The sequence below is a fragment of the Rheinheimera sp. 1928-s genome (assembly GCF_029269265.1).
Taxonomy (GTDB): Bacteria; Pseudomonadota; Gammaproteobacteria; order Enterobacterales; family Alteromonadaceae; genus Pararheinheimera.
On the sequence record NZ_JARIXP010000002.1, the window covers coordinates 363,161 to 389,494 of the forward strand.

At 47.0% G+C, this 26,334-nt stretch carries 22 protein-coding genes; 8 read left to right on the top strand and 14 right to left on the bottom strand.

The window, feature by feature from the left end:
• Positions 1–11 precede the first annotated feature (11 nt).
• Positions 12–1,175: a PLP-dependent aspartate aminotransferase family protein gene (locus P3C17_RS06495; RefSeq protein ID WP_300928650.1), complete on the top strand. Its 1,164-nt coding sequence runs from the start codon at positions 12–14 to the stop codon at positions 1,173–1,175.
• Between the two features lie 3 nt (positions 1,176–1,178).
• Here P3C17_RS06495 and P3C17_RS06500 read toward each other — a convergent pair whose 3' ends face one another.
• Positions 1,179–2,468 carry a dicarboxylate/amino acid:cation symporter gene (locus tag P3C17_RS06500; protein WP_300928651.1) on the bottom strand — a complete coding sequence of 430 codons (1,290 nt, stop codon included), beginning with the start codon at positions 2,466–2,468 and terminating at the stop codon, positions 1,179–1,181.
• A 471-nt stretch (positions 2,469–2,939) separates the two neighbouring features.
• On the opposite strand from P3C17_RS06500, the gene P3C17_RS06505 reads away from it, so the two are divergent.
• Together P3C17_RS06505 and P3C17_RS06510 are read left to right on the top strand one after the other, a co-directional pair.
• Positions 2,940–5,342 carry a TonB-dependent receptor gene (locus P3C17_RS06505; RefSeq protein WP_300928652.1) on the top strand — a complete coding sequence of 801 codons (2,403 nt, stop codon included), beginning with the start codon at positions 2,940–2,942 and terminating at the stop codon, positions 5,340–5,342.
• A 313-nt stretch (positions 5,343–5,655) separates the two neighbouring features.
• Positions 5,656–6,450 (top strand): isocitrate lyase/phosphoenolpyruvate mutase family protein, encoded by a 795-nt coding sequence (locus P3C17_RS06510; protein WP_300928653.1) that lies wholly within the window; start codon positions 5,656–5,658, stop codon positions 6,448–6,450.
• Between the two features lie 8 nt (positions 6,451–6,458).
• Here the strand turns inward: P3C17_RS06510 and P3C17_RS06515 are convergent, their stop codons facing one another.
• From P3C17_RS06515 to nudF, 10 genes are all read right to left on the bottom strand, one after another.
• Positions 6,459–6,584 carry a hypothetical protein gene (locus P3C17_RS06515; protein ID WP_300928654.1) on the bottom strand — a complete coding sequence of 42 codons (126 nt, stop codon included), beginning with the start codon at positions 6,582–6,584 and terminating at the stop codon, positions 6,459–6,461.
• Positions 6,585–6,782: 198 nt separating this feature from the next.
• Complete coding sequence (gene rraB / locus P3C17_RS06520; RefSeq protein ID WP_233080910.1) at positions 6,783–7,184, bottom strand: ribonuclease E inhibitor RraB; 402 nt, start codon at positions 7,182–7,184, stop codon at positions 6,783–6,785.
• Between the two features lie 4 nt (positions 7,185–7,188).
• The gene (locus tag P3C17_RS06525; RefSeq protein WP_300928655.1) at positions 7,189–7,929 is read right to left on the bottom strand and encodes a 1-acylglycerol-3-phosphate O-acyltransferase; all 741 of its coding nucleotides are present in this window, start codon (positions 7,927–7,929) and stop codon (positions 7,189–7,191) included.
• Between the two features lie 195 nt (positions 7,930–8,124).
• Entirely contained in the window at positions 8,125–10,395 is a 2,271-nt protein-coding gene (gene parC / locus P3C17_RS06530) for a DNA topoisomerase IV subunit A (RefSeq protein ID WP_233080908.1), read from the bottom strand.
• A 12-nt stretch (positions 10,396–10,407) separates the two neighbouring features.
• Positions 10,408–11,859, bottom strand: a complete 1,452-nt coding sequence (locus P3C17_RS06535) for a tetratricopeptide repeat protein (protein WP_300928656.1) — start codon at positions 11,857–11,859, stop codon at positions 10,408–10,410.
• Between the two features lie 29 nt (positions 11,860–11,888).
• A complete protein-coding gene (gene parE, locus P3C17_RS06540; RefSeq protein ID WP_300928657.1) occupies positions 11,889–13,784 on the bottom strand; it encodes a DNA topoisomerase IV subunit B in 1,896 nt (631 codons plus the stop codon).
• 113 nt (positions 13,785–13,897) lie between these two features.
• Positions 13,898–14,467: a YqiA/YcfP family alpha/beta fold hydrolase gene (locus P3C17_RS06545; protein ID WP_300928658.1), complete on the bottom strand. Its 570-nt coding sequence runs from the start codon at positions 14,465–14,467 to the stop codon at positions 13,898–13,900.
• Positions 14,468–15,238, bottom strand: a complete 771-nt coding sequence (locus tag P3C17_RS06550) for a metallophosphoesterase (RefSeq protein WP_300928659.1) — start codon at positions 15,236–15,238, stop codon at positions 14,468–14,470.
• Positions 15,238–15,681: a DUF1249 domain-containing protein gene (locus tag P3C17_RS06555; protein WP_300928660.1), complete on the bottom strand. Its 444-nt coding sequence runs from the start codon at positions 15,679–15,681 to the stop codon at positions 15,238–15,240. The genes P3C17_RS06550 and P3C17_RS06555 overlap by 1 nt, the downstream gene beginning before the upstream one ends.
• 43 nt (positions 15,682–15,724) lie before the next feature.
• Positions 15,725–16,366, bottom strand: coding sequence for an ADP-ribose diphosphatase (gene nudF, locus P3C17_RS06560; protein ID WP_300928661.1), 642 nt, complete (start codon positions 16,364–16,366; stop codon positions 15,725–15,727).
• Between the two features lie 116 nt (positions 16,367–16,482).
• On the opposite strand from nudF, the gene tolC reads away from it, so the two are divergent.
• The 3 genes from tolC to P3C17_RS06575 all read left to right on the top strand — a co-directional run bounded on the left by tolC (position 16,483) and on the right by P3C17_RS06575 (position 19,580).
• Positions 16,483–17,826 (top strand): outer membrane channel protein TolC, encoded by a 1,344-nt coding sequence (gene tolC, locus P3C17_RS06565; protein ID WP_300928662.1) that lies wholly within the window; start codon positions 16,483–16,485, stop codon positions 17,824–17,826.
• A 130-nt stretch (positions 17,827–17,956) separates the two neighbouring features.
• Positions 17,957–18,880: an LpxL/LpxP family Kdo(2)-lipid IV(A) lauroyl/palmitoleoyl acyltransferase gene (lpxL, locus tag P3C17_RS06570; protein ID WP_300928663.1), complete on the top strand. Its 924-nt coding sequence runs from the start codon at positions 17,957–17,959 to the stop codon at positions 18,878–18,880.
• Positions 18,881–18,971: 91 nt separating this feature from the next.
• Positions 18,972–19,580: a TcpQ domain-containing protein gene (locus P3C17_RS06575; RefSeq protein WP_300928664.1), complete on the top strand. Its 609-nt coding sequence runs from the start codon at positions 18,972–18,974 to the stop codon at positions 19,578–19,580.
• Positions 19,581–19,631: 51 nt separating this feature from the next.
• On the opposite strand, the gene glnE is transcribed toward P3C17_RS06575, so the two are convergent.
• Entirely contained in the window at positions 19,632–22,457 is a 2,826-nt protein-coding gene (gene glnE / locus P3C17_RS06580; RefSeq protein ID WP_300928665.1) for a bifunctional [glutamate--ammonia ligase]-adenylyl-L-tyrosine phosphorylase/[glutamate--ammonia-ligase] adenylyltransferase, read from the bottom strand.
• Between the two features lie 7 nt (positions 22,458–22,464).
• Positions 22,465–23,349, bottom strand: a complete 885-nt coding sequence (locus P3C17_RS06585; protein WP_300928666.1) for a CYTH domain-containing protein — start codon at positions 23,347–23,349, stop codon at positions 22,465–22,467.
• A gap of 126 nt (positions 23,350–23,475) precedes the next feature.
• On the opposite strand from P3C17_RS06585, the gene P3C17_RS06590 reads away from it, so the two are divergent.
• Entirely contained in the window at positions 23,476–24,099 is a 624-nt protein-coding gene (locus P3C17_RS06590) for a TIGR04211 family SH3 domain-containing protein (RefSeq protein ID WP_233078849.1), read from the top strand.
• 348 nt (positions 24,100–24,447) lie between these two features.
• On the top strand, positions 24,448–25,356 hold the full coding sequence (locus tag P3C17_RS06595) for an HNH endonuclease (RefSeq protein WP_300928667.1): 909 nt from the start codon (positions 24,448–24,450) through the stop codon (positions 25,354–25,356).
• 409 nt (positions 25,357–25,765) lie between these two features.
• Here P3C17_RS06595 and P3C17_RS06600 read toward each other — a convergent pair whose 3' ends face one another.
• Positions 25,766–26,275, bottom strand: a complete 510-nt coding sequence (locus P3C17_RS06600; RefSeq protein ID WP_300928668.1) for a winged helix-turn-helix transcriptional regulator — start codon at positions 26,273–26,275, stop codon at positions 25,766–25,768.
• Positions 26,276–26,334: the final 59 nt, after the last annotated feature.

The window sequence follows — 26,334 nt, forward strand, 5'->3', positions numbered from 1 at the left end:
AAGGTTAACTAATGAAATTTCGTACTTTAAGTATTCATGCCGGACAACAACCAGACCCAAGTACCGGAGCTTTAGCTACTCCGGTGTATTTCACCAGCACCTTTAGTTACGGCACAGCCGAAGAAGGTCAGGCGCGTTTTTCAGGGCAGAATCCCGGTTATATCTACAGCCGTTTTGCTAACCCTACTACCGCAGCTTTAGAGCAGAAACTAGCAGCGCTGGAAGGGGCAGACGAAGCTTTAGTAGTGGCCAGCGGTATGGCTGCTGTCAGCGCTATTATGTATGCGCTAACCAATGCCGGTGATGAAGTGGCTTTTATCGACCCGGTCTACGGCGGTACTGATGCCTTTTTACGTAATACCTTAACCCGAGCTGGCGTCACTTTAAGCCGTTACAGCAGCGATAAAGACTTTGCAGAGCGGGTGAAACCCAACACCAAAGTAGTGTTATTTGAACCTATCACTAACCCCACCTTAAAAGTGATAGATACCCGTATTGTGGTGGAAGCGGCCCGTAAAGTCGGTGCATTAGTGATTTGTGATAATACCTTTTTAACCCCTTATTTATTCCGCCCGCTGGAAATAGGTGCTGATATTGTGATGCACAGCGGCACTAAGTACCTGTCTGGCCATGGCGATATTATTGCCGGCATAGTGGCAGGACGCAGCGAGCTGATGCAGAAAATCCGTACTGTGGCGCTAAAACATATAGGTTCGCCTATAGGCCCGCAGGAAGCTTATTTGCTGCAACGTGGCGTAAAAACCCTGACCTTGCGGATGGACGCTCATATCGAAAACGCCCGCAAAGTGGCAGACTTTTTAGCCGCTCAGCCTAAAGTGGCCAAAGTGTATTACCCGGGTCATGCCAGTCATCCAGGACATCAGGCGATAGCAGACACAGCCACTGGTTTTGGTGGCATGGTGGCCGTGGATATCGAAGGTGGTTTTGCCAAAGCTGCAGTGTTTTTAAATCACCTGCACTTATTCGCTCAGGCGGTGAGCCTGGGTGATGTGGAAAGCTTAGCTTGTCACCCTGCCAGCACTACTCATGCAGCTATGACAGCTGAAGACAGACAAAGAGCGGGCGTCACCGACAATCTGGTTCGCCTGAGTATTGGCGTGGAAGATGCCGATGATTTAATTGCTGATTTGGCACAGGCGCTCGCCAAGCTATAAAAGTTAGCTGCGGATTTCGCAGCTAACTGGTGTATCTGCCAGCGCTTTTGCAAAAGCGCTGTCATCTTTTAGGTCATCTGTAACCAGCTCTTTTGTCAGTAAGCCTTCTTGCTCTGCGATCACTAAAGCCACCATGGTATCGCCTGTAACATTAGTCGTAGTGCGGGCCATATCGATGATACGGTCTATGGCGGCAATAAAAGCAATACCTTCCAGCGGTAAACCTACTACGGATAAAGTAACTGTCAGCATCACCAGCGCTGTACCTGGTACACCAGCTGTGCCTAACGACGCCAAAGTAGCAGTACCGACAATCAGCAGATAGTCAATAAACTGCAGTTCAATGCCATATAAGCTGGCGATAAAAATAGCGGCTATTGCCGGATAAATACCACCACAACCATCCATATTAATGGTTGAGCCTAAAGGCAACACAAAACCGGCATAGTCTTTGGAGACTTTCAGATCTTCAGTCACAGCTTTGTAACTGGCAGGTAAGGAGGCATAACTGGAGCAGGTACTGAACGCCACCAGTTGCACGGGGAAGATAGCTTTGAAGTAGTCTGTTACTTTCATTGAACTGAAAAAGTGCACAAAACCGCCATAAGTCAGGCTGATATGCAGCAAACAGCCGACATAAATAGCCAGAATAAACTTACCCAGAGGCAGCAGCATTTCTAAGCCATAAGTGCCCACCACCCAGGCCATCAAACCAAAAACACCCACAGGAGTAAACAGCAGCACCAGACGGGTGACTTCAAACATCATATCAGCGCCAGAGCGTACCACAGAAAGCATAGCGGAGCCCTTCTCACCAATATTACGCAGCGCCAGTCCCAATAAAATAGCAAATAACATCACAGGTAAAACCTGGCCCTGGGCCATAGCAGCAATAGGATTGGCTGGTATTAAATCCACTAACACCTGACTGACCGGAGGTATGACTTTTTCAGTGACTTGTGCCGCCACTAAGTTTTGGCCGGTTTCAAATTGAAAGGCAGTACCAACGCCAAGGCCGATCAGACTGGCAATCAAGGCTGTCAGTAAAAACAACCCCACAGTTTTACTGGCAATACGACCTAAGCCTTTGCCTTGCCCAAGTGAGGTGATACTCAAAATCAGGCTAAAAAACACCAGCGGGATCACCAACATTCGAATGGCATTGATATAGGCGGTACCCAGAGGTTTTAATGCCAAAGCATCGCCGCCTAAGACTAAACCTGCGATCACTCCCAATACCAGAGCAAGTACCACCTGCTGCCAGAGGGCTAATTTTAAATTGATGTTTTTCATAACTAATTCCGCACTGTCAAGGTCGCCAGTATAGAGGCTGCGCCTGTTCCGACCTATTCAGTTCTGTTCTAAGCAAGAACCAAAAGGAGCAAGGGTTTTGTTTTTGCTGTAGCTAAAATATGATATTCATTTTTGGAATATAAATAAAGTTTACACAAACGTTTTGATCTAATAGATTGAAGTTGTTGCCGCAACTCAGTGTCAGCGAGAAGCGGCAGCCACTCTGGTTGTTGAATGGATTTGAAATTCGTAGGGTACAGGATGTACTCGTTTTATTCCTTGTCCTGTTGCTTGTGGTCAGGAGTCCTTATCGGCTTGAGGGACTACCCCCTATATAACCCTGCCAGCTTATTAGGCACTTTTTACAAAAAAACTACATCTATTTGAAATATTCAATCACAATTTATTGAAATACTTACATAAAAGATTCGGTATCATTCCGCTAAAGCATTATCAAAGAAAGGATTTAGCATGACGATAAACACTCCACTGGTCTCAGCTACTACTTTGGCACTGATCAGCGGCACTTATAGCGGTAGCACTCTGGCGCAACAGGCGCAGGCCGACGTAGAAAAAATTTCTGTCATTGGCAGCCGCTTATCTGTGCGCTCAGCCACTGAAACCAGCTCACCAGTCGATATTATTGATGAAGCTCAACTGGCAGGTACAGGAGCACTGGAAACCGCAAAAGCGCTGCAAATGTTGGTTCCAAGCTTTAACTTCCCGACATCTTCTATTACTGATGGTTCAGATGCAGTAAAACCAGCCAGCTTACGTGGTTTGTCACCTGACCATACGCTGGTATTGGTCAATGGTAAAAGACGGCACGGCACAGCGTTGGTTCACCTGAACGGCACTATGGGCCGTGGCAGTTCAAACGTGGATCTGAATACTATCCCTGTCTCTGCTATTAAACGTATTGAAGTATTACGTGACGGAGCCGCGGCTCAATATGGTTCGGATGCTATTGCAGGTGTCATTAACATAGTGCTGAAAGATCAGGCGGACTCAGGTGAAATCGCAGCAAGCGCTGGTCAGACTTATGAAGGCGACGGCGAATACTACAAAGCATCGCTGAATTCAGGCTTTCGTTTTGCCGACACAGGTTTTGTGAACCTGAGTGTTGAACAGCAACACAAAAATGGCACCAACAGAGCGGGTTTAGATCCCCGTGAACAATACAACCCGATCAATGGCGCACCCGACCCACGTGAAGCCAGCTTTAACCGCTTAAGCCATAAAGTGGGTGATGCCGCATTTAAGCAACAGTCTGTATTTATTAATGCTGGTTACGAACACGGCACTACAGAATGGTATGCTTTTGGCGGTGCCAGCCACAGAGAATCAGCTTCTGGCGCCTTTTATCGTATAGCGAAAGATGCCCGTAATATCCCGGAAATTTACCCTGACGGTTATCTGCCGGAAATAGCACCGGAATCAGGCGATTACTCTTTCACTGCTGGTGTTAAATTTGATGTCGCCGACTGGCGGTTGGATTTGTCTGCAGGCACAGGCGAAAGTAGCTTCAAATATTATGTCAATAATTCGCTGAACGCGTCTTTTGGTCCCAACAGCCCAACCAGCGCTTATGCCGGTGAGCTGGTGAATGCCGAGCAAAACTTCAATATAGATGCCAGCAAAAGATACAGCTTTATCAACGACTCAGAACTGGTGGTGTCTGCAGGCCTCAGCCGCCGTCACAACAGCTACCAGATCAATGCGGGTGAAGAGTTGTCATGGCGCAATTATGGGTATCAGAATAAAGCCGGTGGTATTCAGGGTTTTGGTGGTTTTACACCAGAGTCTGAAGTGGACGAATCGCGTCACAATACTGCGCTTTATCTGGAGCTGGAAAACGCCCTGACTGATGATTTCACCTGGGGTGCAGCACTGCGGCAGGAAGACTATTCCGACTTTGGCAGCGACACCAGCTGGAAACTGTCTGGCCGTTATCAACTGACGGAGCAATGGGCAGTGCGCGCCACAGCAAACGATGCATTCCGTGCCCCTAGTGTGCAGCAACTGTATTTCTCCAACCTGTCGACGCTTTTTGTGGCTGATCCACAAACCGGTGTGCTGACTCCAACTGAGTCCGGTACTTTTAATAATATTTCAGCCGTCACCCGCGCTATAGGTCAGGGCGATTTACAAGCTGAGTCGGCTTTAAGTTTCAGCGCCGGTATTACCTTTCAGGGCGACGATGGTTTTAGCTTTACGCTGGACGCTTACCGTATTGAACTGGACGACCGCGTGATACTAACAGGCAGTGTTGGCCGGGCCGACAGTGCTGCCTTAGCGGAAATTCTGGGCGACTCGGGAGCAAACTCTGTGCGCTTCTTTACCAACGCTGTGGATACCACCACTCAGGGTCTGGAAGCTGTGGCCGCCTATCAGTGGGATGCAGGTTTATGGGGCGAATGGAAAACCTCTTTCAGCGCTCAGTACAACGACACCGGCATAGATGCAATTCGGGTTCCTGCCTTGCTGGATGGCCTGGAAAGCAAACTCTTTGACCGGGTTGAACAGGTACGCTTAACCAAAGCCAACCCAAACAAAAGCGCGGTCTGGAGCCTGACGCAAGATTATAAACAGCTGCAAACCAACCTGAGGCTGAACTACTTTGGTCCTTACACTATTGGTTATGCCACAGGAGATAAAACCTACAGTGGCAAAACCACAGTGGATATCACCTTCCACTATGAGCTGACGGATCAATTACGTTTTGGTTTTGGTGCAAACAATCTGTTTGATACCTATCCGGATAAACAACCGACCATCAACAGCTTCAATGGGATCTTTATTTACCCGAATACCAATGCTCCTTTTGGTTTTAATGGCGGCTCTTATTATGCCGATCTGAGTTATCGCTTCTAAGCAGGTTCACTCTACTCAAGGCAGCTTCGGCTGCCTTTTTTATGTCCATGGAAGGACGGTATGTCGAAAATGCAGGAGCATATTTTCGACGATGTCCATGGAAGGACGGTATGTCGAAAATGTCGGGGTGATAACGGTCTTTCGAAATGCCAACAGTTTGGCATTTCGCAGTTATCACGCCTTCGCCTCTGGCGCAGGCCGGAAGCCTGTTGCGACGATATCAGCGGAATTTGCTGCTCAGTGCCGGAACTGGCCAGACAGAACCGCAAAGGCTCTTTAGTATGAGGTCTTCTTTTTGAACAGGATAAGTATCATGTCAGCCTCATACTTTCAACAACTGCACCAACAAGCGCTCCCTTTACTCCTTGCAAATATCTGGGATCCGGCCAGTGCCGTTTTAGCACAGCAGCAAGGTGCCAAAGCTCTCGGCACATCCAGCGCAGCTTTAGCCTGGTCTTTGGGATATAAAGATGGCGAACATTTACCTGTTGTCGAGCTTCTGGCCGCTATAAAGCGGATCCAAAGGGTGAATAAGTTGCCCTTGTCTGTTGATATTGAGCAGGGGTACAGCAAGGATCCTGAACAGGTTGCCCGACTGGTTTTACAGCTTGTGACTTTAGGTGTTGCAGGTATCAATTTGGAAGATGGCAGTGAAAGCCCGGAGTTACTTTGCGCCAAAATTCGCAGCTGTCGTGAAGCACTGGCTGGTAGGGAGTTATTTATCAATGCCAGAACTGATATTTATCTGGCTGGGTTGGCGGAGGGTCAAACTGCTGTTGAGATCTGTATGGAACGCGCCGCTTTGTATCAAGCCGCAGGAGCTGATGGGCTCTTTATTCCATGTCTGACAGAACCCTTGGCTATACAGCAATTATGTCAGGCCATTCAAATACCGATCAATCTGATGTGGCTGGCGAATCTGCCGGATAAAACACAATTAGCAGCATTGGGCGTCAAACGATTGAGTTACGGTCCGGCCTTGTTTTTACATTGCTACCAGAGCTTACAACATCAAATGGCACAACAGCTAGGTTCAGGTGTTTTGATGTCAGAACAACTGACTGGCTTAAGGCTGGAACAATGGTATGAAAGTGAAGCCGCAGTTTAACAACTGAATTAAGGCTGGTTTTGATTGATATGAGCTTGTGAAGGATCCTGCTCGCCCAGTTCAATCTTGTTAACGAGCAATTCAAGTTTATCCAGCCACAAGTCTAACCAATGTACTAGGTGTTTAGCCGCCATCTCTGTTCTCCTTTAAGACATCTTTATCTCTTTAAGCATTAAAGCAGAGCCAACTAATAACTTAAAATACTTTAAAGTAGCAAGGTTATACGAAATAGAAATATAAGACGGTGATAGAAAAAGGCCAGAGTTGTAGCTCTGGCCTTTTTGTTTGATCCCAACAGATGAGAGATCTGAATAGGTAAAAACAGCTTTTACTTAATGACGTGGAGCTTCGTCGCCGTCGTCTTCGTCATCATCGAAGTCTTCGCCGTCTTCGTCTTCACCACCTTCAAAATAGGTACCCCAGCCGTCGTATTCCACGCCAAACTTCTGCGCTAAGGCTTCCAGTTTGATCGCATCTGCTGTAATGCTGCCGCCGTCCAGAGATTGTTCACGAATTGCGTCGAATACCCAGGCGGTGCCGCCTTCTTCAAATTCGACTTCTTCGGCGTCTGTGACTTCGTAACCTAACTTAAAGACTTCAACAGCCAGTTTTTCTAAGCGGGCAAAATCTTCATGGTAAAAATGGTGTTCGATGGTGTATTCCGCATCCGGATCGCTGCCGTCTTCCATCAGTGCAGCTATGGTGTCTTCAGTAAATTCTTGCCAGTTTTCCATGATATTACCCCGTGACAGTCAATGAGTCGGCAGTGTAGTCGGTTGCCACTTCGCTATCAAGCAGCTTAATCTTATCTGCCATCTGTTGCCGTATTGTTTCAGCCAGTTCACGGGCCGGAGTTCCTGCTTCAGGGTATATAGGCGGCATGATTTCAATAATCACTCTGCCATTGTTCCATTTGTTTAAGCGTACTTTGCTGGTGTTGCTCATACAAATAGGCACCAGCGGCACTTTGGCCTGATGCGCTATATGAAAAGCACCGGTTTTAAAAGGCAATAAACCACGACCATAACTGCGGGTGCCTTCAGGAAAGACCCACACCGATACCTTGTCCTGCACTATACGGTCAACAGCACCTTGCATAGTGCCTACAGCTTTCGACTTGTTCGCTCTGTCGATCAGAATATTGCCACTGAGCCAATACAGCTGACCAAAAAACGGGATCCACTTCAGGCTTTTTTTACCTATGGTCACAGTGCCAGGCAACAAGGCTTTGCTGATGGTAAATAAATCGTAGTTATTCTGATGGTTGGCTAAAAACACGCAAGGCATAGCAGCAGTGACTTCAGGAGCCTGACGCACTTCAACTTTCAAACCAAAGATCCAGGCAGCCCAGCCATACCAGCTGGAAAATAAAGCCACATTGGGGGCATAAAAAGGACGAACCAGACAGATCAGCAAACCCACTACGGCACTGAATACAATAAAAATGGCGACCAGCACCAAACGCAGAATAGCTACCACAAAAAAGCCCCTGTTTTTTACAAGGGCCAGAGTATAACGGTTTGGCAGCTTTTGTCTGGTTTGATCTGTTTCCCGTTCGGGATCGAATTGTAATTCAAGACGGGCGGGTGGTGTAGGGGCCGCGGCTTGTCCCGGCCCTTTCTATCTGTACCGCGGTGTCATTAGACGGGCGGGGATAAACCCCGCCCCTACAGTCTATTCCGTAGTATCGCCAGCGACTTCGCCGGTCAACAGCTCATCAATACGCTGTAAACCACGAGGCAGCTTGTTACCACGACGACCACGCTCGCCTATGTAATGCGCTAAATCATCCACTTTAATGGTCATTTTGCGTTTACCCGCTACTAAAGTCACAGCTGTGGCAGCAGGCACTACGGTTAAGAGTTTCAGATACTCTTCACGACTGGCAGCCCGGGCCGATGGAATAGATAAAATCTTATTGCCTTTGCCTTTGCTCAGCTGCGGTAAATCGGCAACAGGGAATACCAGCATGCGGCCTTCAGTACTGATAGCCACTACTAAATCTGTTTCCGGGTTTTTAATCGGAATAGGGCTTAATACCTTAGCGCCAGTTGGTAAAGTTAACACCGCTTTACCGGCTTTATTACGGCTGACTAAATCGGCGAAGGTGCCAACAAAACCATAACCTGCATCACTGGCCAGCAATAACTTCTGGCTGTCTTCAGCCATCAGCACATGCTCAAAATTTTCTCCTGCCACCAAGGTAAAGCGGCCTGTTAATGGCTCGCCCTGACCACGGGCAGAAGGTAAATCGTGAGCTTCGGCGGCAAAGCTGCGACCGGATGAGTCGATAAAGGCGGCATATCTGTTACTTCGGCCTGTAGCGGCCGCTTTAAAGCCGTCCCCTGCTTTGTATTGCAGGCTGTTGCCGTCGACATCATGGCCTTTGGCACAGCGCACCCAGCCTTTTTCGGACAGCACTACTGTGACAGGTTCACTTGGCAGTAATTCTTTTTCGCTTAAGGCTTTGGCTTCTTCGCGCATGACGATTGGGCTTCTACGGTTGTCGCCATATTTTTCAGCATCAGCTAATAGTTCTTCACGAATAAGTTTGGTCAGCTTTTTCTCTGAACCTAAAATGCCTTCTAAGTAATCACGTTCTTTTTCCAGCTCGGCTTGTTCGCCGCGGATTTTCATCTCTTCAAGCTTAGCTAAATGACGTAACTTTAACTCCAGTATGGCCTCAGCCTGACGTTCGGTAATGCCGAAATGCGCCATTAACACCGGCTTGGGCTGATCGTTTTCGCGGATAATTTTAATCACTTCGTCGATGTTTAAAAACGCGATCAACAACGCCTCTAATACATGCAAACGATCCAGCACTTTATCTAAACGGAACTGCAGACGACGACGTACTGTGTCGCGGCGGAACACCAGCCATTCAGATAAAATTTCCAATAAGTTTTTCACCCGGGGACGCTGATCCAGGCCCAGAATGTTTAAATTCACGCGATAGCTTTTTTCCAGATCCGTAGTGGCAAATAAATGCGCCATCAACTGCTCAACGTCGATGCGGTTTGAGCGAGGCACTATCACGATGCGGGTTGGGTTTTCATGATCAGATTCATCACGCAAATCACTGACCATAGGCAGTTTTTTCGCGTTCATCTGAGCAGCTATCTGTTCCAGTACTTTCGAGCCAGAGGTTTGATGCGGCAAGGCTGTGATAATAATGTCGCCATCTTCCAACTGATACAAACCACGCATCTTAATGCTGCCACGGCCTGTTTCATAAATGGCCTGCAACTCATGCGCCGGGCTGATAATTTCAGCATCCGTCGGATAATCCGGCCCCTGAATATACTGCATCAGATCCGGGATAGTGGCTTTAGGGTTATCCAGTAAAAAGGCGGTAGCGTTGGCCACTTCACGGGCGTTATGCGGCGGAATATCTGTCGCCATACCTACAGCTATACCTGTCACGCCATTCAGCAAAATATGCGGCAAACGCGCAGGTAAAGTGCGGGGCTCGTCCATAGTGCCGTCAAAGTTTGGCACCCAGTCCACAGTGCCCTGTCCCAGCTCGTTCAGTAGTACTTCACTGAAACGGGACAACTTGGCTTCGGTATAACGCATAGCAGCGAAGGACTTTGGATCGTCCGGCGCACCCCAGTTACCCTGACCATCGACTAGCGGGTAACGGTAAGAAAAGGGCTGAGCCATCAGTACCATAGCTTCGTAACAGGCGCTGTCACCATGAGGGTGAAACTTACCTAATACGTCACCCACAGTACGGGCAGATTTTTTATACTTCGCCAGATGGGATAAACCCAGTTCTGACATCGCATAAATAATACGACGTTGCACTGGTTTTAAACCGTCGCCAATAAAGGGCAAAGCCCGGTCCATAATGACGTACATCGAATAATTCAGGTAGGCTTCTTCTGTAAAACGGCGCAGCGGTAGCTGTTCCGTCCCTTCATTGGATATCATAATATCTGTCATTTTTAGCTTCCGTTAACCAGCCTGATTCTGTTGTTTTTCAAGCGCTTTTGCTTGTAGCTGCTGTTGTAATTGCGCCTGCATTTGAGCCTGACGGCGCGCCAGTTGCCACAGCAATAACACCAGCAGGACTAAACTGGTGCAGCCAAACAACCCAATCCATAACCACTGGATCTGTCTTTTACGTTCAGCTTCCTGCAAACGCAGCGCTTGTAATTCATTGTCTTTAGCCAGTAGTTCATTTTGAGCTTGCTGGCGCTCTGCATCAAAACCTAAGCGCAGTTTTTCTACCGACAGCTCGTGTTCTTTATTGCGTAATTTGTGATACCCCTGAAAAAACTGATTCAGATGCTCATAGGCTTTTTGATAGCGACCGGAATCAGCCTCCAGCCTGGCTTTTAAATTCAAAATCCACAGCACACTGGACTGGTTGGCATTACTTTCTTCTTTGCTTAAGCTTTGCTCGGCCTGAGCCAATTGCTGACTTGCCAGGGAAATCTGGCCTAACTCACGATAAATCAGCGCTTTTTCATAGTGATGCATAGAGTTCTGATAAGTCGACTGTAAACCTGGTAAATACTGTTCAGCTTTTTCTATATAGGCCAAAGCGACGTCCAGCTTTTCGTTGTCTTTACTGGTGGACGCCAGCCCCAGATAAGCAAAATACAAATTGGCCTGATCCTGTTGTGCTATGGCCAGTTGCAGCAACTGATCATAACGTAACATGGCTTTGTCGTATTGCTCTAAGTAGCTGTAACTTCTGGCTAAGTTAAATAACACGTCCATTTTATCTTTTTGCCAGCCTAAAGCCTCATACCCTACCAGTGCTTCTTCCATAAACTGAATGGCTTCTTTATCAAAACCCAGGCCAACATAAAGCAAGCCCAGTTCAGCGTTTACATAAGCCAGACTTTCCGGATCTTTTAGCAGCACAGCTCTGTCGTAACTGCTTTTCAGCAGCGCCAGCGCCTCCTGAGTTTTATCCTGAATGCTGTAAATAGCCGCGATATTAATATCCGCTTCAATATGCAGTTTTTCGGCTTTTAATTCGTCAGCCAGGGCTGAAGCCTGCAGGTAATAATGCAAGGCCTGTTGATACTGGCTTTGCATTTCAAGCGCAAAACCTAAGTTGTTCCAAAAATCGATAGTGGTTAAATCACGGCGCTCACCTAGTAATGCCAGACCCCGCTCCGCTACTTCCTTCTGCTGCTGATGTTTACCTAAACTTTCATACACATCAGAGAGCTGCAATAAAAACTGCACCTGCAACTCGTTGTCCCATTCGCCATATGCGGCCTGTTGTTGCTGTAAGAGCAGCAACATTTGTTCAGGTTGTTGGGCTTTTTGTTGTTTAACTTGTTGCAGCCATTCAGGCAATACAGCGTCATTGGCCTGCAGCCCAAAGGCAAAACACAAGCAGAAGCCCAACAGCGTTCCCCATGATATGAGGTATTGTTTTTGTATCATCTGTAGTCCTTCAAGCAAAAAGCGAAAGGTTAGACTGCGACTATAGCGCGGTCGCCTTTCATCTCCAGCCAGTCTTTTCTGTCCGTTGCCCGCTTCTTCGCCAGCAGCATATCCATCATTTCCATGGTTTGAACCAGGTCATCAATGGTCAATTGCACCAGACGTCTGGTGTTTGGATCTATGGTGGTTTCGCGCAGCTGCAACGGGTTCATTTCGCCCAAACCTTTAAAACGTTGCACGTTGATTTTGCTACGCTTTTTCTCGGCTTCTAAGCGATCAAGAATGCCTTTTTTCTCGTCTTCATCCAGTGCGTAAAATACTTCTTTGCCACAGTCGATACGGTACAAAGGCGGCATAGCCACATAAATGTGACCGGCTTCCACCAGCGGGCGGAAATGGCGCATAAACAAAGCACACAATAAGGTGGCGATATGCAAACCATCTGAGTCGGCGTCAGCCAGAATACAAATTTTGCCGTAACGCAGCTGGCTCAAATCAGCAGAGTTTGGATCCATCCCTATAGCCACAGAAATATCATGCACTTCCTGTGACCCTAAAATTTGCTCAGATTCAACTTCCCAGGTATTCAGAATTTTACCGCGCAGTGGCATCACCGCCTGAAACTCACGATCCCGAGCCTGTTTCGCCGAACCACCTGCTGAATCCCCTTCGACAAAAAACAACTCTGTGCGATTAAGATCCTGCGATGAACAGTCAGATAACTTGCCGGGTAAAGCGGGGCCAGCAGTGACTTTTTTGCGGATAATCTTTTTGGCCGCACGTAAACGTTTTTGTGCGTTATTGATACAAAACTCAGCCAGTTGCTCAGCTATATCTGTGTGTTCGTTCAGCCACAAACTAAAAGCATCTTTCACCACACCGCTGATAAAAGCCACAGCCTGACGCGACGACAGTTTTTCTTTAGTCTGTCCGGCAAATTGAGGTTCCTGCATTTTTAATGACAGAATGTAACTACAGCGATCCCAGACATCTTCAGGCGTTAACTTAATGCCGCGTGGCAATAAGTTACGGAATTCACAAAAATCGCGCAGTGCTTCTAACAAGCCCTGACGTAAACCGTTGACGTGAGTACCGCCCTGAGCAGTTGGGATCAGGTTGACATAACTTTCAGTGACCAGCTCGCCACCTTCAGGTAACCAGAGCACAGCCCATTCGACTGCTTCGTTACTGGCACTTAAGCTGCCGACAAAAGGCTGCTCAGGCAAAGCCACCATGTCTTTGACCGCATCCATTAAATAATCACGGATACCGGCCTGATAACACCACTGATAACTTTGATTGTTGACCTTGTCGTCAAACTTAATAGTAAGGCCAGGACACAATACCGCTTTGGCTTTGAGTACATGCAGCATGCGACTGACGGAAAACTTAGGTGAATCAAAATAATCAGGGGCTGGCCAAAAACGCACGCGAGTGCCTGTATTACGTTTACCTACGGTGCCGGTAATCGCAAGCTCACTGACTTTATTGCCATGCTCAAAAGCTATTTCATACACATTGCCATCACGGCGCACAGCCACATCGACCCGACTCGACAAGGCGTTGACCACAGAAATACCTACGCCGTGCAAACCACCGGAGAACTGGTAGTTTTTATTAGAAAACTTACCACCGGCATGCAGACGACAGAGGATCAATTCAACACCGGACACCCCTTCTTCCGGGTGAATATCCACCGGCATACCACGACCATTGTCTATCACTTCCAGCGACTGGTCCTCATGCAAAATGACATGCACCAGATCAGCATGGCCAGCCAAAGCTTCATCGACGCTGTTATCTATAACTTCCTGACCTAAATGGTTAGGACGGGTGGTATCTGTATACATACCTGGACGGCGCTGCACTGGCTCAAGGCCTGTCAGCACCTCAATGGAGTCGGCGTTGTATTGCTGGTCTGTCATGGGGCAAACATCACTTCTTTAATCACTCATTTTAATGTACCAGTCATACGTGAAGCGGCTACTTCAGGTACGCAGGATATATAGCCAGAATAACTGTATTAACAACCAGTGTTTTACTCTAATTGGCAAAACTTGACAATAGCGGGCAGGCAATTGGCATAGCCCTGATAACTATGATCACCACCTGGTTGCACATCCAGTGTACAACCTGCATAAAACTGCAGCGCTTTACGATAATCCAGCACTTCGTCGCCTTCTTGCAACAGCACCAGATAACGATCCAAAGCCGAAGGTTTATGTTCAAGCTCAGCCAGCAGCGGCATATGCTGGGGTTCAACACTGAAATCCTGCTTCAACACCGGATGATGATAAGTGCCAAAATGCTGGCTCAATAACTCGTAAGGTGCCACAGCAGGGTTAATCAATGCAGCATAGCAACCTGTTTGTTCGGCCAGATAAGTTCCTAAAAATCCGCCCAGAGAACTGCCAATCACTGCATCTGGACGCCGGCCATTCAGCGCCCGCTCTATTGCAGCTACAGCTTCTTTTGGTGTGTAAGGTAAATCCGGCATCACCAGCTCAACATCAGGCAACTGCCGCTGAAAAAATGCCTTGGTGATTAAGGCTTTTTCGGATTGCGACGAGCTGGCAAAGCCATGTAAATAGACAACAAGTTTAGACATTTACCCTTCCAAAAACTGCCAGCGCACTGCGGTATCAAGATGAGCAGCGGCTTTAAAATTCCATTCAATATATCCGGGACGACCCGCCACAGGCTGATAGTCAGGTGTCAGCAAAAACTGCACTGAACTGGCAGGGCAACCCACCAGCTGAATACCTTGCTGCATTGTGGCATAGGCATAATGGCAATGACCATGGGCCAGGCCTTTGATACGCGGATCTGAGGCCAGGATCTGCCATACAGCAGCTGCATTCAGTTGAATATGTTCGTCAATAAAACTACCCATCGAGCTGATATGATGATGACAAAACAACCAGACAGCCGAATCCGGCGGATAAGACAACAGCTGCCGTTCTAACTGCTGTTGTCGTGTTGTATCAAAATAGCCTGCTGGTGTTGGCCCTTTACTGTTCAATAAACACAAACGCCAGCTGCCAAGACTTAACTCTGTCTCAGCACAAAAAGGCGGCGTTGCAAAAGCCTGTTGCATCAAGCCAATATCATCATGATTGCCGGGCAAATAAAACACCGGGCACGACCATTCACTGAATAAAGCCGCGATCAACTGATAAGAGACCAGACTATGATCCTGAGTTAAATCTCCGGTCAGGATCACCGCATCAGGCTGGTTATGCTGAAGTGGAGACAACAACAATTCCAGTTGCCGATAAGGCTGAACTCCACAAAACCAGCCATCCGCTTCTGCCACTAAATGACAATCAGAAATTTGCAGCAGACGATAAGAGTCTTGTGGTGCAAACACAAAAGCCATCAGGCCAATAACTCAGCATTTTGATAGCCGCGGCGTGAACACAGGTTCAGCCAGTCACGCAGTAACAAATTAATCTGTCGTTTTTCGTCAGGCAGTAACATATCGACATTTGGATAACTGTACACAGCTTTAAGCTGCCGCACCTGCTGACAAGCCAGCACTTCCGCCAGCCGGGCATCATGATAGAGCCGCACTTCAAAGCGCGGTTTCAACCAGCCAATCATCGACTGACTAATGAGTTCAATGCTGATAGTGGTGGTGTATTTACATAGCTCAAGCAGTTCTACCTGATAACTTTCGCTGGCATTGATATGAATAAGACAACGTTGCCCCGGACGCTGATGGCGGGGCAGAAAAAAACGCAGCTGTGCGTAATTGCGCTCACATAAACTGAGGAAATCAGGCAGGTAAGGCACATAACGTTTTCGGGCCAAATTTGGCATACCAGCTACTCTCTTTATTCTTGTTTTCTCATCATGACGGCACTCATGTTGATTCAGACCAGCGTTGTTTTACTTCATCCAGATTCAAGGCTAACCATTGCAGTGCAATGACAGTGGCAGCGTTATCAATTTTTCCGGCTTTCAAAAGTTGCATCGCGACCTGGCGTGACATGCTGTGAACTTTAATATCCTCCTGCTCAGATGCCAAGCCATAAATCCCTGTGGTCACCTGATGCTGCAGTCGCGCCAGCACTAAATACACTCGTTCTGTGCATCCACCGGGGCTACTTTGATAACTAAGCATAGGCCAGAATTCTGTTAGCTTCAGACCAGCTTCTTCTTCAGATTCACGTTGTGCAACCTGCTCCACCGATTCACCTTGCTCAATCATGCCAGCTATAGCTTCGAGTAACCAAGGGCCGTTTGGATTCTGCAAGGCGCCGATACGAAATTGCTCAATCAGCACCAGACTGTCGTTTTGCACATCATAAGGCAGCACTATGACAGCATGACCACGCTCAAATAATTCGCGCTTTACTTCTGTACTCCAGCTGCCGTTAAACAATTTATGTTCTACTTTGTAACTGTCGATCCGGAAAAAACCCTGAAAAACTGTGTTCTGGTCGAGTATTTTTACATCAGATGAATGAAAAGAAGGATAATTTTCTGGCTTGAAATCAGGCATTTGAAGACTCACATTCTGTTACACTTGAACCTATGCTGTTTACGCTTTATTCATTACTTAGTTAATACCAACAAGGTATTATTGGCTCACTTTTGCACAATTATGGACTTTCGGTTATGAAAAAAACCTTGTTAGGCACGTTGATTGGCTCGGCACTGGCTCTTCTGAGTGTGCAGGCAAATGCCGAAAACTTGCAAACCATTTATCAGTTAGCGACAAAAAAAGACCCGCAAGTATTAAAAGCCGCAGCGACTCGTGATGCAGCCAAAGCTGGTATTGACGTATCTAAAGCACGCTTATTACCTGCAGTAAACTTTACTGCAGGTGCCACTCATGCCTTTGGCGACAGCAGAGACAATAGCGGCAGTGTGTTTGATGCTGAAAGCAACACTGTCAGAGCAGGCATAGGTTTAACTCAGTCTTTATTTGACTGGGCTCGTTATGAAAACCTGTCTATCGCTGAAAAAGCAGCCTTACAAGGTCAGACGGCTTATGACGCCGCAGTACAGACTTTGATAGTCCGTGTTTCTCAGACTTATTTTGATGTATTAACTGCAGACGACAACTTAAGTTTTGTCATTGCGGAAAAGCGCGCCATTGAGCGCCAATTGGAACAAACCAAACAACGTTTTGCTGTAGGTTTAACTGCTATTACCGACGTACATGAAGCTCAGGCTCAATACGATATCGCAGTAGCTCAGGAAATCAGTGCTCAAAACGCACTGGAAACAGCCCGTGAATTTTTACGTGAAATTACTGGCCAATATCATCCTCAGCTTGACTCGTTAAATACGTCACGATTCAGCACCAGCCAACCAACACCAAACAATGCACAGGACTGGGTACAAACAGCACAGGACAATAACCTGGAGCTGAAAATCCGTAAGCTGTCATTAGATATTGCCGAACACAATATTCAGATTGCGAAGTCAGGTCATTACCCCACTCTGGATTTAGAAGCTTCTACGGGCCTGAGCAACAGCAACAGCAGAAACAAAGACACCAACGTAGGTTTTAACTCACCTCGTGAGGACAGCAGCTCTGTTGGCATTAATTTAGTGGTACCTATTTATTCAGGCGGCGGCACTGTTGCTAACGAAGAAGTGGTTCGTGCGAACTACGTCGAAGCGGCTGAAGATTTAGAACTGAGCCACCGTAGTGTGATCCGTCAGGTACGCAGCAACTACAACAACGTAGGCGCTTTGATCTCAAGCACCAAAGCTTTAGAACAGGCTGTGGTTTCAGCTGAAAGTGCGTTAAAAGCCACTGAAGCAGGTTTTGAAGTAGGTACCCGTACTATTGTTGACGTACTGCAAAGTACCCGTAACCTGTTTGATGCCCGTCGAAACCTGTCAAAAGCTCGTTACGACTACATCTTGTCTGTTTTAGCCTTAAAACAAGCAGCAGGTACTTTAACTGAAGACGATTTATTCACTGTAAACAGAGCTTTAGGTAACTAAATCTCTTTTCAAATTGGCTCCTCTGAAGCTGTAAACACAGCTTCAGAGGAGCCTGTTCCTACCAGTTAAGACTTTTTTCCCCGTTTTTTTTCGTTACAATAGCCGCACTTTTTTTGCCCGAGGATTTGCTGTGGTTCATGTTCCACGTTTTACCATTGGTTTTTTGCACCCTAAACACTGGCCTTTATGGTGTGGTTTAGGCCTGATGTGGATCCTGCTGTGGCTGCCTTACCCTGTATTGATGAAAATGGGCGAAGGCTTAGGCTGGTTACTGATGAAAGCTATGAAATCACGGGTGAAAGTGACGCGCCGTAATCTGGAGCTGTGTTTCCCGGATATGCCAGAAGCCGAACGCGAAGCTCTGGTCAAACAAAATTTCAAAGAAACCGGCAAAGCCGCTTTTGAAACCTTTATCGGCTGGTGGTGGCCAGACTGGCGTGCCCGTCCTTTATGCCAGTTCACAGGTAAAGAACATATTCAGGACATACTGGATCAGGGCAAAGGCGTATTGCTGCTTTGTGGCCACTTTTTGTCACTGGAGATGATAGCCCGTACCTTTGGTTTTCATTGCCCTGCTGTTGGTTTTTACCGCCCGAACGACAATGAAATTATGGAGTACTTCCAATACCATGGCCGGGTGCGCTCAAACCGCTACCTGATTGGTAAACGTGATGTACGCACTATGATCAAAGCCTTAAACGAAAAAGAAGTCTGTTTTTATCTGCCCGATCAGGACTATGGTCGCAACAAAGCAGAGTTTGTGCCATTTTTCGCCGTCAAAGAAACCGCCACTACTACTGGTACTTTATTGTTTGCCAGCAGTGCGAACTGTGAAACTGTGCCTATTCATTGTTACCGTTTGCCTGGTTATCAGGGCTACAGAGTAGATGCCTTACCTGCTTTTGAAAACTTTCCAAGTGGCGATAACAAAGCCGATGTAACACGCGTCAATCAGTGGTTAGAACAAGGTGTTATGGCTCACCCTGAACAGTATATGTGGCTGCATCGTCGCTTTAAAACCAGACCAAATCCGGAAGACCCGAGTTTGTATTAAAATAGCTCTATACTTTATTGCAATGAACTGAAGTTGCAGCACAGCGTTAAGGCAGGCTATTATGCTGTGACGCTGACCAGGGATAAAAGCTATGTGGTTTTGGATCAAGCACTTATTGCTTGCAGCTTTATTATTCATACTTGCTGCTATTGTGATGTTTAAACCGGAATTGCTGTATTTCAAGCCGGAAAAATTATCAGAAAGAAGCTCAGACGCAGTCAAGGGCTTTACTAATTTCTATAGCAATATTCGTAGTTCTTTGGCTGATAAAGACGATGGATCGGCTGATTTTGTGATTGAATTAACAGAAGATCACAGCAACCTGATTTCGTTGTTGCGCGACAGAGCAAACCGCATGGTGGCTTTACCAGAGAACTGGAAAGGCAATGAAACCGACAGACGATTCCGGGTCGGCGATACGCTAAAAACTGTGCTGACGATGCAAGGCCGAAAAGAAGGGGTTGAACTGTTTTGGGTTTTGTCGAAAGACTACAAAGTAAAACATTATTTCCAGACTGACTTTAGCTATATCAGCGCTATTCAGGAAGCGTCCCAAGCTATTTCATCAGACTTTGAACAGCCGGTGCAGGCGTACTTCTGCAATGTGTCCAGAGCTGTGGTACTGACAGACAAAATTATTCCGTTTTTGCAGCAAAACTGCATTAACATCAACGCACCACGCCGCCGCGTTACAGGCTAACTGACAGCAGCGTCCTTGCTGTTGTCATTTCACACCCTTCACTAAACAATCTTAATTAAACAACTGGTCCCATACTTGCCGCACCTGCACCATCGCATCATCTGACTGCTGCACAGTTTCAGTGGCCGGGTCCAACGTTTGCCTGTGACTGACGCCCCTTAATTGCTGATAAGCTTGCTGCAAGGCTTCTGTTTGCTCCAATTGCAATAGACCAGCAACAGCAGCAGCGTCCAGGATGCGAATATTGTCACTGTAGAAATACAAATCAGGAAACTGAGCGCCATAGCCCAATACCAGATACTGGCTGATAAACTCCAGATCCACTATGCCACCCCAGGCGTGTTTAACTTCTGTGTTTTGCGCGCCATGATGTTGCCGCAGCTTTTGTCGCATTTCTGTCACTTCTGCTTTCAATACTGCTAAATCACGGGGTTTGGCTAAAACTTCACTGCGTATTTGATTAAAGCGTTGAGCAATTTTGCTGTCGCCATAGACCAAACGGCTACGCACTAACGCCTGATGCTCCCAGGTCCAGGCTTCTTTTTCCAGATACTCAGCATAAGTATCAATATGCACAGCCAATAAGCCAGCGTTGCCAGCAGGACGCAAGCGGGTGTCTATGTCATACAACACACCACTTGGGGTTCTGGTGGTAAACATATGCACTATGCGTTGTACCATCTTGATATAAAACTGCCGTGAATCAATGGCTTTATCACCTTGAGTCGGAGCCAGATTGTCACATTGATGCACAAATACTAAGTCTAAATCTGAGCCATAACCCAGCTCCAGCCCGCCCAGTTTGCCATAAGCCAGCACAGCAAAAGCTTTGGCATCTTCTGCTTTTAAGCCAGCAGGTAAACCATATTTTTCCGCCATTTGTTGCCAGGACAACTCCACTACAGTTGCAATAATGGCTTCTGCTAAAAAGGTCAGATGATCGCTGACTTTCATCAGCGGCAAAATGCCGGTGATGTCGGCCGCTGCAATGCGCAGTTGCTGTGCCTGCTTAAACTGGCGCAGCACTTCCATTTGCAGCTCTAAATCATCAGTCGGCACCCGCAGCATGCTTTGCCGTAATTTATCCTGATAATCGGTAGAATCCGGCACCTGGTACAACTGGGACGGGTCGATCAGTTCGTCCAGCAATAACGGATAACGCGCCAGGTATTCAGCCAGCCAGCCACTTTTATGACATAACATCACCAACTGCTGCAGCGCAGGCGGGTTTTCAGATAGCAGCTCAAGGTAAGCAGTACGGCTAACTATCTGCCGGAATACACCCAGCACCCGCTGCAATACCAAAGCTGAACCTTGTTGTTTAGCCAGTTGATGCAATAAAGATGGAATAAGTTTTTCCAGCAGTTCACGACCACGAGGGCCTACACTGCGTTTTTGACAATCCTGTTTAAACTGCTTCAGATGATCCAGCAGTTGTATAGCTTCCTCTGCAGTTAACCAGTGCAGGTGTTCAGCTAAATCTTCTGACGGCAATTCGCTGTCCCAGCATAGGCGGCCCAACACCATTTCTTCTGGCTCAGGGTTATCGCCTTGATCGATCACCAGTTTAAAGTGCTGATGAATACGGCTCATGGCCTGTTCTGTGGTCTCGGTCAGTTGCTGCCAGTTGCTAAAGCCTAAGCCCAATACCAGTCGTTGCCGATTCAGCTCATCGGCAGGTAAAGTTTGAGTTTGTTGGTCGTCCAGCCCCTGCAATAGCTGTTCGACTTTACGCAACCACAGATAATCCTGGCGTAGTTGGTGCTGCTGCTCTGGCTCCAGCAACTGCTGGCTTTGCAACGCATCCAGCGCTTTAAAAATAGAAACCTGCTGCAAAGCAGGAATACGGCCGCCACGAATCAGCTGCAGGGTTTGCACCACAAACTCCACTTCACGAATACCACCAGCACCGAGCTTAATATTATCAATACGGTTACGACGGCGGTTTTCCTGCTCTATCAGTTGCTTCATCCGGCGCAAAGAATCCAGTGCTGAAAAGTCGATGTAACGCCGATAGACAAAAGGTTTCAGCAGCTGATTTAATTCCACTGCATGCAAAGGGTCGGGGTTCAGAATGCGAGCTTTGAGCATGGCATAACGCTCCCACTCCCTGCCCTGCGCCTGGTAATAATCTTCCATAGCAGCAAAACTCAGCACCAGCGGGCCACTGTCTCCAAAAGGCCGCAAGCGCATATCGACCCGAAACACAAAACCGTCGGCCGTAACCTGATGCAAAGCAGAAATTAACTTCTGGCCAAGCTTGGTAAAAAATTGCTGGTTTTCAACCGACCTGCGGCCGCCACTGGTTTCACCATTGTGCGGATAGGTAAAAATCAGGTCGATGTCGGACGAAAAGTTCAGCTCACCGCCACCGAGTTTACCCATGCCTAAAATCAGCAAAGGCATAGGCTGACCTTGTTGATCCAAAGGTTGGCCCCACTGAGTGGCAATATCCTGATAAGCCCACTGATAAGCGCTGTTAATCAGGTTGTCTGCCATGCCGGATATATCCAGCAGACATTGCTCTGTGGATTTCACTGCGAGAATGTCGGCCGCCAGAATTTGCGCCAGTTGCGCATTACGGCAACGACGCAGCGCTTTAAAAACTGTCGCTTCAGTTTGATCGGCAAGATCAGACAATGGGTTCTGATGTGTTAAGGCTTTAGCCAATAGCTCTTTATTCAGCAGCACAGCAATAAGCTCTGGTTGCTGTTGCATCACCCGGCTTAAAAATGGGCTGACCGCCAGCAAGAGTTTGAGATCCTGCAGCTGTTCAGTATTTAAATCCGGCATCAGCAGAGTGGGCAATACCAGATCGACTTCATGCTGTAACTCAGACGGCAATACAGCGGCTAACCGGGCGGTCAATTGGCTCATCAGTACCTCAGGCAGAAAACAAAGATTCAGAACAATTCAGCAATGCACAGTTATAAGCTGCACTGCTAAAAAAACTCAAGGCTTGTGTAGAGTCAGCTTGCTGCGGCAGGGTTAACGCAGCGAATTCAGCCGACACAGCAGCTAAAGCCACAAAAGCCTGCAGGATCACTTGCCAGGACAACGGATCCTGACTGCGTAAAAAGTAACTTTCGTGATACTGCAAAGATTTTAATAACGCGGCTGTACTGCTGTTATCCAGTGGCATAAAGACCAAAGGCTGCTGCTGTACCAGACGGTAACCCCGCTCAGCTTTGGACTGCCAGCCCAAACGCAGTGGCAACACTTGGACTAACTGACGTGATAACTCAAACAAGGCTTTGACCTCGCCTTGTTGCAGCTCAAGTTCCAGCTCAAATATAGCTTCTTTTTGCTCGCCAGAAACTACTTCCCCCTGATCCAACACAGCTTCTACTGTGCTGCCATCAGCTAAAGTTAACAACCAGCTTTGACGCATAAAATCAGTGCGAAACAGCTGTTTCAACTGACTTTGCAGCAGCGCTAAATCAGTACCTTGCGGCCAGATTTCAGCAGGAAAAGCATTTAATTCAGGCCATACAGAGGCACAAGGCAGATTGTATTCAGGCCGAAAATGCAAACCACCATGCTGCTGCCCAGCTAACTTGATGGTTTGTTCAAACTGACCTTTTTTCAGCCGGGTGCGAAGACCCGCATCAAAACGGCGAAACCACAGATCGTCCGTTTCATAATAAGCATTCAGTAATTGCACGCTTTCATGCTTCTGCACTGTCACTGCCAGCTGTTGCCATACCAGCTCCAAAGCAGGCACAGTACTTTGGGTGAGTAAAAATTTAAGTTCAGCTTCCGTCGCCATAGCGGCTTATTTCCTGTTCTGTAACAAGGGCTTATTTTAAGCTCTTGTCAATTGATAACTATCTGGCCTATGATCGGCTCAATTCTCCATTTTGGCCAGATGTTGGTCGGTTTTTTTAGGATTTATATGTTGATCACCTCAAGACCCTGGCAAGCAGGAATGCTACTGGCCACAGTGTTGCTAAGTACAAGCGTCACTGCACAACAAGAAACAACAGGCACTCCGGTCAGCCCACAAAATGCCTACATCAGCGATAAGCTGATTACTTATCTGTACAGCGGTCCGGGTCGTGACTTCAGAATCATCGGCAGCATTGCAGCTGGTGAAGAAATTAAATTGGTGGCAGAAGACAGTACCTCAGAATACTGGCAACTCACCGACAGCAAAGGCCGCACCGGCTGGATTTTAAAACAATACGTCAGCTTAACCCCGGTCTTTGGTAGCGAGACAGGTGAACTGCAACAACAATTGCAGCAACAACAAACTTTAGTTGCCCAGTTGCAGCAGGAAAAAGATCAGTTACAACAACAACTCAATGAAACCGACGCCGCAGTGCAACAAGCTGAAACAGCCACAGCTACTGCTCAGCAAACCATAGCCCTGCTGACTCAACAACTGCAGGAAAAACCTTCCGCCTTCTGGCAAGACAAAATGGTATTAGGTTCCATTCTGGGTTTCGCCGGTTTGCTGTTTGGTTTAGTAGTTCCATCCCTAATCCCAGGCCGCCGCCGCAAAGAACGCTGGATGTAATGTAAGGCTATTAGTTTTACCTTCTGAAATACCCTAGTTATTGTTGAAAATCAGGTGCTGAGTTGGCTACGAAGGCTCAGTATCTGGTTTGATTCCCTTCTATACACACTTTTCTCTTTGTAATAGCCAGACACACTGCCTGAAGCTTCAGCAGTGTTAACCAAGTAAAAATATGTTCAGCACTCACTGCAAAAGCATTCACCACATCAATGTCATTGCCCTCAGAAAAACCTATTAGAATAGAGGTACATCAGCATTAGCTTGGTAAAAATAGAAATCATAAAAAATACTGAAATATGCGCGACGTGCGGGTACTCTGCTTTTGAAAACATATTAAATAGGTAGAAAATGGCGATTAATCAAAAAGATATAAAATTACTGTGGGGTCGCTCAGCTAGTCGTTGTGCGATATGTAAAACCGAGCTTACCCAAGACAAGGCAGCTGTTACATCTGCTTATGCTCTCGGAGAGCAAGCCCATATCGTGGGAGAGAAGACTGATGCAGCAAGAGGTATTTCAAGCCTTACTCTGGAAGATAGAAATAGTTACCACAACTTAATTCTCCTCTGCCCCAACCACCATACCGAGATAGATAAGAATGAAGATGACTGGCCGGTTGAAAAACTGCATTTTAAAAAGTCTGAACATGAGTTGTGGGTGAACGAAACGCTTAGCCAAACAGCTGATCAGGTCAAACTAGCGAAGGAAATATCTATAACTTCTGTTATTGATGCAGCAGTTAAGTACTGTCGCTTAGATACCTGGCATGCTTGGACAAGCTTTGCATTATCTCCAGATCCAACTTGGCCTCGCGAGCTCCCAAATGAGATATTCGAGTTTCGCCTAAAAGTAATTGCAGCGATTTGGCCAAAAGAGTTCGAAGAGTTAAAGAGAGCCATAACAACATTGTCAATATCGTTAAGTCTAGCGTGTAATAAATTCATGGAGCATTCTGAGCTTCACGGTGACACATACTATCCACACAAATTTTATAAGGCCGGAGATTGGAACGATAATTTCAATCATGATCTCAAGAAATACAACGACTGGGTTGATTCTTGTCACGCCACAATTCATTTCGCGACAAAAGCCGCAAATTGGGTAGGTGATGTTGTACGAAAGGATATTAATCCAATGTTTTTTGCAGAGTCTGGTAAATTCCTCACTATCGAAGGAGACATACGAGGATTTGACGCTCGACTCCTTGAATTTACAAATGAAGAACGTGAAAGACTACCTGACGCACTCGATTTATAGCAATGACAGCTCATAATGAACTGTGGGCTTAAGCCTTGCTGTAAGCGTCATTTTCATTTTTCATAGTTTATAAGCAACGAACCATATCAACTAATGGCACCAGTCCCCCATTGGGGCGCGAGCCGGACAAAATTGGGTGGCCAAGGTTTTAAGACGCGGAGTGTCTGAGTGAGGAGCGGTAGCGACGAGCGAGTTGCCGCGTCGCCTTGGACACACGATTTTGGGCCGGGCTTTCGCTGCGACCTGGGGTCGCCTTTTCTTTGGATACTTTCTTTTGGCGAAGCAAAAGAAAGTATCTCGCCAGCGGCGAAACGCTTTGAATTATAAAGACATGATTCAAATTCCAGACGGGCGGGTACAAGACCCGCCCCTACAATTTGCTCCGTCGCCATAATTTGGAAGACAACAATTATTCCGCCTTCCCCTCTGGCGCCGTAGCAAACTTAAGCGGCAAACCCGCATCCTGTTTTACCTGCTCAATCACCACATAAGTATGAGTCTGTAACACACCAGGCAAATCCACAATCAAGCCCAATACCCCGCGGTATGCCTCCATACTGGATAAACGTAGTTTCAGCAGATAATCAAAACCACCGGCTACCATATGACACTCCGCCACTTGTGGGATTTTAACCACAGCATCACGAAACTGATCAAAGACTGCGCCTGTGGTTCTATCCAGCGTCACCTGAATAAAAGCTGCAGTGCCAAAACCCAATTTGCTGGCGTTTAAACGGGCGCCATACCCCTCAATAAAACCGTCCTGCTCCAGCTTGCGAACCCTGTCTATACAAGGGCTTGGGCTTAAGTTGACCTTTTTTGCCAGTTCGACATTAGAAATACGGCCATCTTTTTGTAGCGTGTCTAGAATTGTCATGTCGATACGGTCAGGCAACCGGCCTTTGGCACTTTGAGTCATGGCAGTATTTTTTCTGGTTTTATGATTTATAAACCGAATTATATAAGGTTAGTTTGAAA

Bases quoted from the DNA above. Each gene is read 5' to 3' on its own strand.
- P3C17_RS06495 (WP_300928650.1), top strand. From the start codon at position 12: ATGAAATTTCGTACTTTAAGTATTCATGCCGGACAACAACCAGACCCA.
- P3C17_RS06500 (WP_300928651.1), bottom strand. From the start codon at position 2,468: ATGAAAAACATCAATTTAAAATTAGCCCTCTGGCAGCAGGTGGTACTT.
- P3C17_RS06505 (WP_300928652.1), top strand. From the start codon at position 2,940: ATGACGATAAACACTCCACTGGTCTCAGCTACTACTTTGGCACTGATC.
- P3C17_RS06510 (WP_300928653.1), top strand. From the start codon at position 5,656: ATGTCAGCCTCATACTTTCAACAACTGCACCAACAAGCGCTCCCTTTA.
- P3C17_RS06515 (WP_300928654.1), bottom strand. From the start codon at position 6,584: ATGGCGGCTAAACACCTAGTACATTGGTTAGACTTGTGGCTGGATAAA.
- rraB (WP_233080910.1), bottom strand. From the start codon at position 7,184: ATGGAAAACTGGCAAGAATTTACTGAAGACACCATAGCTGCACTGATG.
- parC (WP_233080908.1), bottom strand. From the start codon at position 10,395: ATGACAGATATTATGATATCCAATGAAGGGACGGAACAGCTACCGCTG.
- P3C17_RS06535 (WP_300928656.1), bottom strand. From the start codon at position 11,859: ATGATACAAAAACAATACCTCATATCATGGGGAACGCTGTTGGGCTTC.
- parE (WP_300928657.1), bottom strand. From the start codon at position 13,784: ATGACAGACCAGCAATACAACGCCGACTCCATTGAGGTGCTGACAGGC.
- P3C17_RS06545 (WP_300928658.1), bottom strand. From the start codon at position 14,467: ATGTCTAAACTTGTTGTCTATTTACATGGCTTTGCCAGCTCGTCGCAA.
- P3C17_RS06550 (WP_300928659.1), bottom strand. From the start codon at position 15,238: ATGGCTTTTGTGTTTGCACCACAAGACTCTTATCGTCTGCTGCAAATT.
- P3C17_RS06555 (WP_300928660.1), bottom strand. From the start codon at position 15,681: ATGCCAAATTTGGCCCGAAAACGTTATGTGCCTTACCTGCCTGATTTC.
- nudF (WP_300928661.1), bottom strand. From the start codon at position 16,366: ATGCCTGATTTCAAGCCAGAAAATTATCCTTCTTTTCATTCATCTGAT.
- tolC (WP_300928662.1), top strand. From the start codon at position 16,483: ATGAAAAAAACCTTGTTAGGCACGTTGATTGGCTCGGCACTGGCTCTT.
- P3C17_RS06575 (WP_300928664.1), top strand. From the start codon at position 18,972: ATGTGGTTTTGGATCAAGCACTTATTGCTTGCAGCTTTATTATTCATA.
- glnE (WP_300928665.1), bottom strand. From the start codon at position 22,457: ATGAGCCAATTGACCGCCCGGTTAGCCGCTGTATTGCCGTCTGAGTTA.
- P3C17_RS06585 (WP_300928666.1), bottom strand. From the start codon at position 23,349: ATGGCGACGGAAGCTGAACTTAAATTTTTACTCACCCAAAGTACTGTG.
- P3C17_RS06590 (WP_233078849.1), top strand. From the start codon at position 23,476: ATGTTGATCACCTCAAGACCCTGGCAAGCAGGAATGCTACTGGCCACA.
- P3C17_RS06595 (WP_300928667.1), top strand. From the start codon at position 24,448: ATGGCGATTAATCAAAAAGATATAAAATTACTGTGGGGTCGCTCAGCT.
- P3C17_RS06600 (WP_300928668.1), bottom strand. From the start codon at position 26,275: ATGACTCAAAGTGCCAAAGGCCGGTTGCCTGACCGTATCGACATGACA.